This window comes from Sphingopyxis sp. (assembly GCF_036261875.1).
GTDB lineage: Bacteria > Pseudomonadota > Alphaproteobacteria > Sphingomonadales > Sphingomonadaceae > Sphingopyxis.
This window is the reverse complement of sequence record NZ_DATAJZ010000025.1, coordinates 26078-38667: the sequence shown is the minus strand read 5'-3', so window position 1 is coordinate 38667 and position 12590 is coordinate 26078. Positions and strand designations below refer to the sequence as shown.

Sequence of the window (12590 nt, the reverse complement as noted above, 5' to 3'; positions counted from 1 at the left end):
CTCAGACGCGCCCGAAATTGCGGTCGACGAAGGTCATCGCGAATTGCGCGGGGTCGGCGGGGCGGCCGTTGCCGGCCTCGAACCGCAGCTTGCCCTCTTCCCAGATCTTGCGGATCTGCGCGGGCAGTTCGGGCGGGAATTTCATCTGCTTCGCGACGATCTCGGTCCAGCTTCCGGCCTGCCCCAGGCTCTGGCGCAGCGTCGGCTCCATCGCCACGCAATAGGCGCGCGTCGGCTCGTCGAGATGGCCGATCGCATTCAGCACCCAGGCATCGACATAGCGCAGGAAGGGCTTGTCTTCGTATCGGTCGCTCACGATGTCTCTCTGCTTGCAGCTTACGTCGGGGAGCTACTGAACAGCGATAGCCGGCAAATGCAAGGCTCGCGCAATCCCTGCACCGCTAAAAAATTGCCTCCTGCGCGCACCGCGCTATCTATGAGGTCTTCGAGGGAGGGAACGACCATGTTTCAGCGATTTGCCTGGGCCCTGGCCGCAGCCGCTTGCTTCTAGATTCAGCCCGCCTTCGCCGAACCGGATGCCGACCCCGATGCACCGACGCTTCGGCAGGGTTTCGACGCCTTGGCGGCAAAGGATTTCGACGGCGCGGTCGTGAAGGCGCAGGAGATCATCACGCGCTTCGAAACCGGACGAAGACCCGACGCGGTCTATCTCTGTGCATCGGGCGGGCCCGATACGCTGACCCAACTCTTCGGCGCCGCACTGTCCAAAGACAAAGGAAATGGCGGGGAGCCAGCGACCACCGTCGCGGTGTCGTCCAATATCTGCGACGCCTATTTCCTCAAGGGTTTTGCTCTCGTCGACCTGGGTCGCCGCGCCGATGCGCTACCCAATCTCGAAACCGCGATCGCGATGGACCCCGACAACAGCCATTATCTCAATGAACTGGGCGAATGGTACAAGACCGGCCGCCAATGGGAGAAGTCGCTCGAAGTCTTTACCCGGGCGAGCGAGACCCGCGATCTTTCGCTCGACTATCTCGACAACAAGGCCGAGGCGAAGCGCATTCGCGGCGACCGGCTTTGCCGCTCCTATCGCGGCATTTCCTTCAGCCAATCCGAACTCCGTCGCTGGGACGACGCGCGTGCCGCGCTGCAGAAATGCCTGACGATCCATCCGAACGACCCCGGCTCGCTCAATGAACTGGCCTATATCGCCGAACAGAGCGGCAAGGACCGCTGAACCGGGCAGGCGCTATTTCTTCTCCGCCGCCTTCTTCTTGCGCATCGCGTCGTGGAAGCGGTCGGCCCAGCCGGGCTTTACCGACTGCTCGGCGCGGACGAGGCGAAGCTCGCCGTCCATCACGTCGGCCGTCACCGTGCTGCCCGCGCCGACGATCGCGTCGCGGCCGATCCTGACCGGCGCGACGAGCGCGCTGTTCGACCCGATGAAGGCATTGTCGCCGATCTCGGTCCGGTATTTGAAATAGCCGTCGTAATTGCAGGTGATCGTCCCCGCGCCGATGTTGGCGCCCGCGCCGACGCTGACGTCGCCCAGATAAGTGAGGTGGTTCGCCTTGGCGCCCTTGCCGAGCACGGCTTTCTTGGTCTCGACGAAATTGCCGATCTTCGCCTTCTCGCCGAGCACGGTGCCGGGGCGGAGGCGCGCGAAGGGACCGACCTCGCAGCCCTCGCCGATCGTCGCCCCCTCGATGTGGCAGTTGGCGCGGATCGTCACCTTGTCGGCGACTGTCACGCCGGGGCCGAAGAAGACATTGGGTTCGATCGTCACGTCGCGGCCGAGTTCGGTATCCCACGAGAACCAGACGGTATCGGGCGCGCGCAGCGAGGCGCCGCCCGCCATCGCCTCCTCGCGCTTGAAGGCCTGCCACTGCGCTTCGGCAGCCGCGAGTTCGGCGCGGCTGTTGATGCCGGCGACATCATCGGGGTCGGTCTTGACGACCGCGCAAGCCCGGCCGTCGGCATTGGCGATGTTGACGATATCGACGAGATAATATTCCTTCGCCGCATTATCGTCAGTCACGCGCGCGAGCAGCGCGAACAGGTCGCGCGCCTTCGCCGCCATCAGCCCCGAATTGCAAAGCCGCACCGCGCGCTCGGCGTCGGTCGCATCCTTGTGCTCGACCATCTTCACGACACGATCGCCTTCGGTGATGACGCGGCCATATTGCAGCGGATCGGCGGGCTCGAACGCGAGCACGACGACCGCGGGGGCATCGGGGGCGCCGAGCCGTTCGATCATCGCCTGCATCGTTGCGGCCGGTACGAAGGGCACGTCGCCATAGAGGATCAGCACATCGCCGTCGAAACCGGCAAGCGCGCTCTCGGCCTGCTGCACGGCATGGCCGGTACCGAGTTGCGGCTCCTGTACTGCAAGCGCGGCGCTGCCCGCGAGCGCGGCCTCGATCTGGTCGGCCTTGTCGCCGACGACGACGACCTTCTTCGCAGGGGTCAGCGCATCGACGCTCGCCATCAGGTGGAGCAGCATCGGCCGCCCGGCGATCGGGTGCAGCACCTTGTGGAGGTCGGACTTCATGCGGGTGCCCTTGCCCGCGGCGAGGATGATGGCGGCGATCTGCTTGGTCATGTCGCGCGCCATGCCAGCAAATCATTGCGGATTCCAGCCCGTCGCGCCATGCGGACCGATATGAGCGATTTCCCCTTCCGCGTCGTAGGCTTCGACCTCGACGGCACCCTCGTCGATACCGCCGCTGACCTGACTGCCGCCGTGAACCATGCGCTGTCGCTGATCGACCGCGCGCCGCTGAGCGAGGCCGAGGTGCGGCCGATGATCGGGCTCGGCGCGAAGCATATGCTCGAACAGGGGCTTCGCGCGACCGGCGGCACCGAGGACGGCCTCGTCGAGCGGCTCTATCCCGACCTGCTGCGCTATTATGAAGCGCATATCGCCGTGCACAGTCGGCCTTTTCCCGGCCTGACCGCCGCGCTCGACCGGCTCGATGCGCTCGGCGTTCTCACCGCGGTCGCGACCAACAAGGCCGAGGGGATGGCGCGAAAGCTGCTTGGGGAACTGGGGCTTGCGAACCGCATGGCCGCGATCGTCGGCGGCGACACGCTTGCCGTCCGCAAACCCGCCGCCGAGCCGATCCTGGCGATGATCAAGCAGAGCGGCGGCGGACACGCCGCGTTCGTCGGCGACAGCATCTTTGACGTCATGGCGGCCAAAAATGCCGGCGTGACCAGCGTCGTCGTCCGCTTCGGCTTCCTCGACCGGCCGGCCGAGGAACTGGGCGCCGATCATGTCATCGACCATTATGACGAGCTGGTGCCGTTGCTCGCAGGGCTTTAGGGCAAGTGACTTTAGATTGACCCACTCCGTCATTGCGAGCGAAGCGAAGCAATCCAGAGCGGTTTGCGCGACTCTGGATTGCCGCGTCGCCTTCGGCTCCTCGCAATGACGTTGCTTGTCGAGGTTCGCTTTCAGCGTTTCCGCCACTTGGTCCACAAATGCCGCGACAGCATCAGCGGCGGCATCCGCAGCCAGTGCGAGCGGATGTAGAAGGCCTGATGCAGCATGAACTGCGTCGGGCGCCCCCAATCGTCGCGCGCGAGCAGACGGCGGATGAACAGGCCGTCTGCCCGTTCGGGCTCGAAACGAAGCCGAAACGGCGCATCATATTCGACGAGCGGCGTGCCATAGAGACGGTTCGACAGCCGCAACGCGCGAAGGACAACCGTCCAAAGACCGTGGAGGTGCGCCTCCTCCATCAACCTCAGGTAAAACTCCGGGTCATCGTTCAGAAAATCGACCACCAGCTGGTGGAAATCCCATAAATTGCGCAGCCCCCCTTGCAAATCCCCGTCGGCGAGCAGGTGCGCGGCACAGTGACAGACCATCGCGGGCGGACTGAGGACGCGAAAGCCCGTCGGCGTTTCAACGGCCTCCGCCATCAGGACCAGCGGATCGGGAGTGACCCGGTGGGTGCGCGGCAAAATCGTGTGATGCACGTCGATCATGCGGTCGCGCGCCTTGTGGATCAGCGGCGGCAGTTCATGCATATGCTCGCGGTAATAGGCGTCGTCATAGGGGTCGGACTTGACCCACTCCCACCCCGCCTCGAGCAGTTCATTCTCGGCGCGGCCGATGTCGCTGACGAGGACGAGGATGTCGAGGTCGCCGATCTGCCGCCCCTCGGCGCAGGACAGGCCCGCGGCGGCATAGGCGGTGCCCTTGAGCAGCACGAACTCGATCCGCTCGCTCGCAAGCGCGCGGCGCGCCATTTCGGCCTCCCACAAGGATTGCGCCCGCGCGACCGCCGCCGCCGCACGCTGGTCGGCGAACAGTGCGGCGACGGTGGGCGGCAAGTCGGCGCCCTCCAGCCGGTGCGCGAGCGTCGCCAGCATCGCCTCCGCCCGCGCGACCGAGATCACACCGTCCCACTCGCGCGGCGCCAGCGCCCCCGCCTCGCGCCGCCCGGCGAGCAGATCGACGAAGGTGCGGATGGCGCTCACCGGACCGCCTCGGCGAAAAGCTGCTCGACCAGCGCCAGGCCGGTCGTGCTGTCAGGGTAGGAGATGCCGAACGCCGGCGTCTCGCGCACCAGCCGCGTCAGCGCTGCGAAACCCGCTTCGCCGAGCGCGACATAGTTGGTCGAGGCTTCGGTCAGGCGAACGAAGGCCTCGCCCTCCCCCATCGGTTCGATCCCGGCTTCGCCGCCGAAGCGCGGGAAAAGCAGCAGCACGGGGCGCGCGGGCTCGTGCATCGCGGCGATGGCGTCGGCACGCGGAATCAGGTGACGGATATCGCCCTTCGGTGTTCCCGCGAGCAAAGGGCCGAGCCGTGCGGCATCGACCCGCGCCGCGACCTCGGCGATCGCCGCATTCTTGAGGCTGACCGCGCGCGGGAACGCCAGCGCGTCGCCGCCCGCCGGGTCGATCAGCGTGAACTCGTCGCCCATCAGCCGCCAGCCATCCTCGCCGAGCAGCGCCGCGAGCGTCGATTTGCCCGACCCCGACTCGCCCGACATGATGACGGCGCGCCCGTCGCGCGCGACCGCGCTCGCGTGAAGCAGCAGATGCCGCCGCCAGCCGAGCGCGACCTGCAAATTCATCCCCATTTCGGCGGCGAGCAGTCCCATCGAGAGTGGCAGCGGCAGAGCGTCGGGCACGGTGAAATCGCCGCCGATCTCTACCGAGGGACGCAGCCAGCGCCGCCACGGGCGCGCCGCGAACAGCCGCACCGTCGCGTCGGCGGGCCGCGCCGTGTCGCGCGGATAGCCTGCATAGAGCCGACCCAGCGCCGCGACCGGGGCGCGCCAGTCGCTGCCGATGCGAAACTGGACCGGGCCGACCGCGATGCGCGTGCTGTGCCTCACGCCTCCGCCACCAGTCCCATCGCCGCGAGTTCGGCCAGCCGCTCGGCAATCAGCGGCGTCGGGTCGCCGCCGCCGCCCAGGTCGAAGCGCGCCGCCAGCCGCTCGGCAACCGTCGCCGCATTGCAGGGGTCGCCGGCCATCACGGCCAATATCTCGGGCATCGGCTGAGTCATCAGATGCGTCTGCATCGATCGGCGGTCGAACAGCACGGTCAGCTCGCCGAGCGCCTCGATGCGCAATGTCTCCGGCGGCGCCGCGCGATAGACGCGGTCAGCCATAGTCTTCGGCGGCCGCGGTCAGCTTCGCCAGGATCGCCATCAGCGTCGCGCGCTCGCTGCCGCTGAGGTTCGATTCGAGTTGCGCCTCGCTGGCGAGCGCGGCGGGCACGATGGCGTCGTAGAGCGAGCGGCCGGTGTCGGTCAGTTCCAGATGGTGCGAGCGCCCGTCGGCCTCGTGCGCCTGACGCGCGATCAGGTGCCGGTCGGCGAGCGCCTTGGCCGCGCGGTTGACCGTCACCTTGTCCATCCGCGTCGCAGCGACGAGCTCGCGTTGCGTCTTGGGCTTGCCTTCGCCCAGCACCGCCATCAGCCGCCATTCGGGAATCTTGAGCCCGAAGCGGTTCTGATATTCGGCGGCAATCCGGCTCGACAGCGTGTTCGACGCGATCGACAGGCGGTAAGGCAGGAAATTGTCGAGATTCAGCTTCTTCGCGGCCATGCCTTCAAAATCCCCAACGCTGGTCCCGGTGCGGCCCATCCTATCGCCTGATTTCGCGCTGTGAAGCCTTCAGAAGCCGAGCCGCGCGCCGATCCAGAGCGTGCGCGGCGTCGCACGCTCGACGATCCCCGCCGACGAAATCGCCGCGGGCACGAGGGTGTTGGTCAGATTTTCGCCCCGCGCCTCGATGCTGACCGCATCGGTGATGCGCCACGACAGGCCGGCATCGAGCGTCAGCGCGTCGTCCAGCACCTGAAGTCCGAGGTCATCCTCATTCTGCTTGCTGATATAGCGCAGGGTCGCAAAACCGCCGAACGGGCCGCTCGCGGTCGACCGCAGCGACACGCTGCCGCTGTTCTTCGCGATCTGGGCCGGGCGGCGGCCGTCGAGGCTTGCCGCGGCGCCCGCGGCGTCGACCTTCGCATCGGTGAAAGCCCAGGTCGCGCGCAGCGCCACCGGGCCAAGCTGCTGATCGGCGGCGAATTCGATCCCCTTGCTGTCGATCGCACCCAGATTCTGCCGCTGGCTGAGATTCGGCGCGAGCGTCACATTGGCGATCGCATTTTCGAGCCGGTTGGCGAAGAAGGTCACCGACAGCCTGGTGCCGTCGCGGCTCCAGTCCGCACCGACCTCGCCGCCCCACAGCCGCTCGGGCTTGAGCAATTCGTTCGCGGTGGTCGTATCGGCGCCCACCCGGAACGGGCGATAGAGTTCGTTGAGAGTCGGCAGACGCCAGCCGCGATAGGCCGCGGCGCGCAGCGCGAAGCCACCCGAGGTCCAGCGCACGCCCGCGCGGCCGCTCCCTTCCCAGCCGCTTCGCGCCGGAAAAGCGAGGTCGGTGATCAGCGATCCACCGATATTGCGTTCGAGCCGATAGCCGGTGCCGAGCCGCCAGCGATCGAGCCGACCGCCGAGCGTCCAGAGAAAGCCTTCGTCCGCGTCGCCCGAACTCCATTCGGCGAACGCACCGACCGTGTCGCTGCTGCCCCCGGCGATGCGGTGGCGGCTCGGAGTGCCGCCGGAAAAGAAATAATCCTCTTCGGTGCGCCCGGTGGTGCGGCGCCAGTCGACGCCGACGCGGAGCGGATTGGCATCGCCGATCGCGGGCCGCACCTCGACCCGCGTGCCGATCCCGGTCGCGGGAACGCTTTGAAAGAGCGCGGGCGCGATGCTGTTCCGCCCCGCCGCGATGCTCGCGAAGCCGCTGTCGAAATCGCGAAGCTGGACGTAGGCGAGCGCAAGCCACTGGGTCGCGCCCCACGGATCGTGGACGAAACGCAGGCTGGCGTCGATCCCGTCGAACTTGCTCGTCGTGTAATCGGTGCCGCGGTCGCGCCGATCCGAGAAACCGCGCAGGCTCGCCTCGATCCGGCTGTCGGCGCCGGCGTCGAAGCGCAGGCGGATGCCGAGCCCGCCCTGCTCATAGGGCGCGGCGCGATCGACCGCGCCGCGCTGGCTCTTCACGATCGGAACGAAGCCATCGCCGCGGCTGTAGCGGCCGTCAATTGCCACCTGCCCATTGCCGAGATTGCCTCCGGCGCTGGCCGAAAAATCGAGGCTGTCGCGGCTGCCGTAGGCGGCGCTCGCTTCGGCGCCGTCGGTCATCGTCGAATAGACGCCGATCGTCCCCGCCAGCGCGCCGGGCCCGTCGACCCCGCTGCCGCCGCCGCGCGTGACGATGATACCGCCGAGGTTGATCGCGTCATAGGCCGACCAGGCGACCCAGCCACCGAAGGGATCGGCCTGCGGCACCCCGTCGAGCGTCACCAGCGCGCGGCTCGACGCATTGCCGCCGAGTCCGCGCAAGGTGACGCCCTGGCTCGTCGGATGCGCGGTGCGCCCGTCCGAGCGGCGGAACTGGACGATCCCCGCTTCGTCGCGAAGGCGGTTTTCGATGCGCGCGCCGAGACCGGGATCGAGGTCGCGGAGGATGGCCGAAGCCTGCACCTGATCGCCTTGATTGGATCGAAGGAGCCCGCCAAGAACGACTATCTCACGTGGATCGGGTTTGCTGAAGCTGCAATGGCATTCGGCGCAACTCGCACAAATTCCTGTTTCGTCGCTAGTCTGCGCCATCACGGCCGCCGGCAGCGCCAGCGCGGCGGTTCCGATCAGAAAACGGATCACGCCGCTTTCACCGCATCGGGATGCGCCTTCCGAAACGCCTCCAACTCCATGCACGCGGCGTCGATCTCGATCAGGCGCGGATAATGGTCGATGGGCACCTCGAAGCGCCGCGCATTATACATCTGCGGCACGAGGCAGCAGTCGGCGATCCCCGGCGCGTCGCCGCCGAGATAGGTGCCTTCGCCCGCCATCGCTTCGAGCGCGTCGAAGCCCTGCAAGATCCATTCGTGAATCCAGCGATCCTTGGTCCGCTCGTTCAGTCCCAGATCGCGGGTCAGATATTTGAGGATGCGCAGATTGTTGAGCGGGTGGATGTCGCAGGCGACGACATAGGCCTGCGCGAGCGCGACCGCGCGCGGCATCGCTTCGTCGGGAATCAGCCGCGGCTCGGGAAAGGCGCGGTCGAGCCAGTCGATGATCGCGAGGCTCTGGATGATCGCCTCCCCGTCGGCGACCAGCATCGGCACGAAGCCCTGCGCATTCTGCGCCAGATATTCGTCGCTCTTCTGCTCGCCCGCGATCAGGCTGACCTCGACACGCTCGTAAGCGAGCCTTTTGAGGTTCAGCGCGATGCGGACGCGGTAGCTGGCCGAGGAGCGGAAATAATCGTGGAGGACGAGAGAGGTCATGCGCGGACCTACGATCAGTTCAGCCCTTTTGGCAAGCGCCCCACAAAGGCAGCGTCATTGCGAGCGGAGCGAAGCAATCTCCAGTTCGCGATCTTTCAGTACGATAGCTGGAGATTGCCACGTCGCCTGCGGCTCCTCGCAATGACGGTCCATGGGGTGGCGCGACCGGCAAAGCTCCGTCATTGCGAGCGGCAAAGCCGCGCGGCAATCCAGAGCTTGCGTAAACCGCTCTGGATTGCTTCGCTCCGCTCGCAATGACGAGATGGGGAATGAAACGCCCCGCCATCACTCGCTCTTCGGCATCTCTGCAATCCATTGCCGCAGCAACGCCGCGCCTTCCTTGTGCACCGTCGAGCGCCCGAGTTCGGGCATCGCGATTCCGGGGTCGAGGCTTTCGAGGCGATAGATGAGGAAGCTGTGGTTGGGGTCGCCCGGTGCGATCGCGAAATCCATGCCCCCGCTGCCGCGCCCCGCCGCGGTGGGGCGCTTGCCGATGCCGTAGTTGACCCCGACCGGGTCGGTCCAGCGCAGGAACAGGCCGCTGTTCGACGCGCTGCCTTCCGGATTGTGGCAATGCGCGCAATTCGCCTCCAGATAGGCGCGGGCGCGGTCCTGAACCGTTCCGCTCTTCGGGTCGTCCCAGCGTGGCATGATCGGCTTCAACGCCTCGGGATTATCGAAATAGAGGTGCCTTGCATCATCCGTCATCGCGGTCGGCAGCACGAGGTTGCGCGCCTTCGGGCCGATCGGCTCGATCGTTCCCGCCAGATTGTGGCATTCCTTGCACTGGTTGCGGTTGGGCACGCCATACTGGATGCTGTGCGCCTCGCCATCGGGGCTTTTGAACGTCACCGGCACGCGGCGCCCGGCGATGGCGAGCGAGGCGTCCTTGCCATCGGCGTCCCATATATAGGGGAGCGCGGTCCAACCCTTGGCGCGGTGGATCAAAAGCCGCGTCTCGACCGGGCGGCCGCCGTTCCAGTCGGGCCAGCCGAAACTCTTGACGATGACCGTACCGACCGGAAAATCGATCGTCCCGTCCGCGCGCACCTTCGCCTTCTGCCCCGCGGGGATCGAGACGAAGCGATGCTTTTCGGCATAGTCGCTGAACAGCGGCGTCTCCAGCGTATAGGCAAAGCTCGCGACGGGGCGCGCGGGATCGTTCGCGGCGAACAGCCCGAACGCCGACAGCTTCGGCGGCATCGCATCGCCGTCGATCAGCGCCTGATCGACATGCGGCGGCGCCCCGCCGCTTGCGCCACTGGCGCATAGCAGCGCCGCCACCAGCGCCGCGACCGCGCGTTTCACTGGACCTTCGCCTCCATGGCTTCGGGCAGCGTGATGCCGGGGAGCGGCGCGGGCGGCGTGCCCTTCGACAGGTCGGCGGGCGCCGGCTTCGCTTCGCTCTGCGGCGTCGTCACGTCGGGCAGGCCCAGCGACAGCACCCCGACCTTGTCGAGCACCACCGCGTCGCCCGCGCCGTCCCACAGGATCGGCGGAATCGCGCCGCCCAACGCCGCCGCGATCTCGGCGCCGCCCGCGAAGGCGGGGGCATAGCCCGCCTTGCCATGCTGGTTATCGCGCACGACGATGCCCTTCGGCAGCGGCTGATATTTGGGGTCCTTCTGATCGTAGCGATAGCCGACGATCATCACATTCGCGGTGCCGTTCTGGTCGAAAGCGTTGCCGAACACCTCAACATGGGTGTTCGCCATCACCAGCACGCCGGTGCCGGTCGGCACGCTCGCGACGATATTGCCCTTCGGCGCGAAGTTCGGCGTGCTGTTGTCATTGACGATATTCTCGAACACCCGGACATTATGCCCGCCCTGCTGCGGCAGGTTCGGCAGGTCGAACACCAATATGCCGCCGGTGTTCTTCGTCGCGATATTGTCGTGGACGTCGGCGTCGAAGCTGTTCTCGATCTCGATCCCCGCGACATTTTCAGTCGCGATCGAATCGCGGACGACGATATTCTTCGACTGGCCGACATAGATGCCCGCGTCGGAGGCGCCGCGGACATAGACGCTGTCGATCAGCACGTCGCTGCTCTCGACCGGATAGACGCCATAGGCGCCGTTGGTCGCCTTCGGCCCTCCGGTCCATTCGACGCGAAGCTGGTGATAGACGATGCGGTCAGCGCCCTTCGACTTGATCCCGTCGCCGCGCGTGTTGAGCACCGCGAAATCGGTCAGGAAAACATCGTCGGAGGTGACGAGCAGCCCCTCGCCCGCGCCCTGCTGCCCCGAAAAGTCGAGGATCGATCCCTCGCCGTCCTTGGTCCCCGCGCCGCGCACGGTGACATTGTCGACATCGAGCGACAGGCCGTCGGTCAGCTTCCATACCCCTGCGCCGAGTTCGACCGTGTCGCCGGGCTCGGCGAGGATCAGTGCCTCCTGCAGCTTTTCATTGGCGTCGGGCGTATCGGCGCTGACGCTGATCGTCTTTGCCGCCACCGGGCTGGCGATAAAGGCCGCGACGAGGGCAAGCGTCGCCGCGTGGCGAAAGCCGTGGAATCGCATAGGTCTCTCCCTTGTTTGGGGGGATCATGCGGCAAGACTTGACGGATGCCAAGCAGGTTGCTGACATGACTGTAGCTAATAAGCCGGGGAGAGGTCGCAGTGGTTCAAAGAATGATGTGGGCGCTTGGCGCCCTGATCGCCGTTCCGTCCGTAGCCGCCGCGCCCGCGTCGGTCGGTGGGCGCTGGAAGACCGACGACGGGAAAGCCATCGTCGCGATGGCGCCGTGCGGCGCGAAGATGTGCGGGCGGATCGAGCGCCTGCTGATCAAACAGCCGGCAGGCGGCCAGCTCGACGAGCGCAATCCCGACAAGGCGAAGCGCGGCCGCGCGGTGACCGGGCTGCAAATCTATTGGGATCTCGTGCCGAGCGACGACGGCTGGCGCGGTCAGGGCTATAGTCCGGAGGACGGCCGCTATTACAAGGCCCACCTGCGCGTCGCGGGCAACAAGCTGACGATGAAGGGCTGCGTCGCGGTCTTCTGCCGCACGGTAACGTGGACGCGGATCGGTTGACACCCCCCTCCCTGAAAGGGAGGGGAACCTTTAGGGTGCATCCCCCAGTATCCAGTCCACCCCCGCCGCGACGTGGATGCGCGTCGTGTCATAGATCGGCAGGACATTGGCGTCGGGATCGACGAGCATCACCAGCTCGGTGCAGGCGAGCACCAGCGCCTGGACATCCTGCTTGGCGATGTCGGTGATGAAGGTTCGCATCGTGCGGCGCGCGTCTTCGGTCACCTTGCCCTGCATGAGCTGGTCATAGATGATATCGTCGATCACCTCGGCGCGCGAGGCGTCATAGGGCGCGAGGGTCAGCCCGTGGCGGACGAGGCGCTGGCGGAACCAGGGTTCGGCCATCACATTGCGGGTGCCGATCACCGCCGCCGACCTGATCCCGTCGGCCTTCATCTTCTCGCCCGTCTCGTCGACGATGTGGAGCAGCGGGATAGAGATCGCCGCCGCGACATCCTCGGCGACCTTGTGCATCGAATTGGCCGCGATCATCAGCGCGGTCGCGCCCGCATCCTCCAGCCGCTTCGCCGATGCGATCAGCACCTCTTTCGCATGGTCCCATTGCTCGGGGGTCGAAAGGCGCGAAAGTTCGCAATAGTTGAGGCTTTCGAGCAGGATCGGCGCCGAGCACGACGTCCCGATCCGCTTCTGCACTCCCTTGTTGAGATGGCGGTAATAAAGCTCGGTCGAGGCCCAGCTCATGCCGCCGATCAGGCCGATTTTGCGCATATGATCATTTCCCTGGTTCGAATTTTTGCCTGCCTTAC

The 12590-nt window shown here is 66.4% G+C and carries 14 protein-coding genes; 3 read left to right on the top strand and 11 right to left on the bottom strand.

Annotated features, from left to right (window positions below; translation table 11 throughout):
* Position 1: 1 nt before the first annotated feature.
* Positions 2-316, bottom strand: coding sequence for a hypothetical protein (locus tag VHO04_RS11445; protein WP_329628405.1), 315 nt, complete (start codon positions 314-316; stop codon positions 2-4).
* 264 nt (positions 317-580) lie between these two features.
* On the opposite strand from VHO04_RS11445, the gene VHO04_RS11440 reads away from it, so the two are divergent.
* Entirely contained in the window at positions 581-1201 is a 621-nt protein-coding gene (locus VHO04_RS11440; RefSeq protein WP_329628404.1) for a tetratricopeptide repeat protein, read from the top strand.
* 12 nt (positions 1202-1213) lie between these two features.
* Here the strand turns inward: VHO04_RS11440 and glmU are convergent, their stop codons facing one another.
* Positions 1214-2566 carry a bifunctional UDP-N-acetylglucosamine diphosphorylase/glucosamine-1-phosphate N-acetyltransferase GlmU gene (gene glmU, locus VHO04_RS11435; protein WP_329628403.1) on the bottom strand — a complete coding sequence of 451 codons (1353 nt, stop codon included), beginning with the start codon at positions 2564-2566 and terminating at the stop codon, positions 1214-1216.
* Between the two features lie 60 nt (positions 2567-2626).
* Between glmU and VHO04_RS11430 the strand changes: the two genes are divergently transcribed.
* The gene (locus VHO04_RS11430; RefSeq protein ID WP_329628402.1) at positions 2627-3289 is read left to right on the top strand and encodes an HAD-IA family hydrolase; all 663 of its coding nucleotides are present in this window, start codon (positions 2627-2629) and stop codon (positions 3287-3289) included.
* Between the two features lie 131 nt (positions 3290-3420).
* On the opposite strand, the gene VHO04_RS11425 is transcribed toward VHO04_RS11430, so the two are convergent.
* The 8 genes from VHO04_RS11425 to VHO04_RS11390 form a co-directional block, all read right to left on the bottom strand.
* Positions 3421-4452 (bottom strand): nucleotidyltransferase family protein, encoded by a 1032-nt coding sequence (locus VHO04_RS11425; protein ID WP_329628401.1) that lies wholly within the window; start codon positions 4450-4452, stop codon positions 3421-3423.
* On the bottom strand, positions 4449-5315 hold the full coding sequence (locus VHO04_RS11420) for an HprK-related kinase A (protein ID WP_329628400.1): 867 nt from the start codon (positions 5313-5315) through the stop codon (positions 4449-4451). Before VHO04_RS11420 ends, VHO04_RS11425 begins: the two co-directional genes overlap by 4 nt.
* A complete protein-coding gene (locus tag VHO04_RS11415) occupies positions 5312-5593 on the bottom strand; it encodes an HPr-rel-A system PqqD family peptide chaperone (RefSeq protein ID WP_329628399.1) in 282 nt (93 codons plus the stop codon). The genes VHO04_RS11420 and VHO04_RS11415 overlap by 4 nt, the downstream gene beginning before the upstream one ends.
* Positions 5586-6032 carry a MarR family winged helix-turn-helix transcriptional regulator gene (locus tag VHO04_RS11410; protein WP_257550578.1) on the bottom strand — a complete coding sequence of 149 codons (447 nt, stop codon included), beginning with the start codon at positions 6030-6032 and terminating at the stop codon, positions 5586-5588. The genes VHO04_RS11415 and VHO04_RS11410 overlap by 8 nt, the downstream gene beginning before the upstream one ends.
* Before the next feature lie 69 nt (positions 6033-6101).
* Positions 6102-7979: a TonB-dependent receptor gene (locus VHO04_RS11405; protein WP_329628398.1), complete on the bottom strand. Its 1878-nt coding sequence runs from the start codon at positions 7977-7979 to the stop codon at positions 6102-6104.
* Between the two features lie 176 nt (positions 7980-8155).
* Positions 8156-8788, bottom strand: coding sequence for a maleylacetoacetate isomerase (gene maiA / locus VHO04_RS11400; protein WP_329628397.1), 633 nt, complete (start codon positions 8786-8788; stop codon positions 8156-8158).
* Between the two features lie 285 nt (positions 8789-9073).
* Positions 9074-10096: an SO2930 family diheme c-type cytochrome gene (locus tag VHO04_RS11395; RefSeq protein WP_329628396.1), complete on the bottom strand. Its 1023-nt coding sequence runs from the start codon at positions 10094-10096 to the stop codon at positions 9074-9076.
* On the bottom strand, positions 10093-11310 hold the full coding sequence (locus VHO04_RS11390; RefSeq protein WP_329628395.1) for a parallel beta-helix domain-containing protein: 1218 nt from the start codon (positions 11308-11310) through the stop codon (positions 10093-10095). Before VHO04_RS11390 ends, VHO04_RS11395 begins: the two co-directional genes overlap by 4 nt.
* 111 nt (positions 11311-11421) lie before the next feature.
* On the opposite strand from VHO04_RS11390, the gene VHO04_RS11385 reads away from it, so the two are divergent.
* A complete protein-coding gene (locus tag VHO04_RS11385; protein WP_329628394.1) occupies positions 11422-11823 on the top strand; it encodes a DUF2147 domain-containing protein in 402 nt (133 codons plus the stop codon).
* Positions 11824-11853: 30 nt separating this feature from the next.
* Here the strand turns inward: VHO04_RS11385 and VHO04_RS11380 are convergent, their stop codons facing one another.
* Positions 11854-12552 carry an aspartate/glutamate racemase family protein gene (locus VHO04_RS11380; RefSeq protein WP_257550591.1) on the bottom strand — a complete coding sequence of 233 codons (699 nt, stop codon included), beginning with the start codon at positions 12550-12552 and terminating at the stop codon, positions 11854-11856.
* Positions 12553-12590 lie beyond the last annotated feature (38 nt).

Coding starts and splice junctions, on each gene's coding strand:
- glmU (WP_329628403.1), bottom strand. CDS start 2,566: ATGACCAAGCAGATCGCCGCCATCATCCTCGCCGCGGGCAAGGGCACC.
- VHO04_RS11430 (WP_329628402.1), top strand. CDS start 2,627: ATGAGCGATTTCCCCTTCCGCGTCGTAGGCTTCGACCTCGACGGCACC.
- VHO04_RS11415 (WP_329628399.1), bottom strand. CDS start 5,593: ATGGCTGACCGCGTCTATCGCGCGGCGCCGCCGGAGACATTGCGCATC.
- VHO04_RS11410 (WP_257550578.1), bottom strand. CDS start 6,032: ATGGCCGCGAAGAAGCTGAATCTCGACAATTTCCTGCCTTACCGCCTG.
- maiA (WP_329628397.1), bottom strand. CDS start 8,788: ATGACCTCTCTCGTCCTCCACGATTATTTCCGCTCCTCGGCCAGCTAC.
- VHO04_RS11390 (WP_329628395.1), bottom strand. CDS start 11,310: ATGCGATTCCACGGCTTTCGCCACGCGGCGACGCTTGCCCTCGTCGCG.
- VHO04_RS11385 (WP_329628394.1), top strand. CDS start 11,422: ATGATGTGGGCGCTTGGCGCCCTGATCGCCGTTCCGTCCGTAGCCGCC.
- VHO04_RS11380 (WP_257550591.1), bottom strand. CDS start 12,552: ATGCGCAAAATCGGCCTGATCGGCGGCATGAGCTGGGCCTCGACCGAG.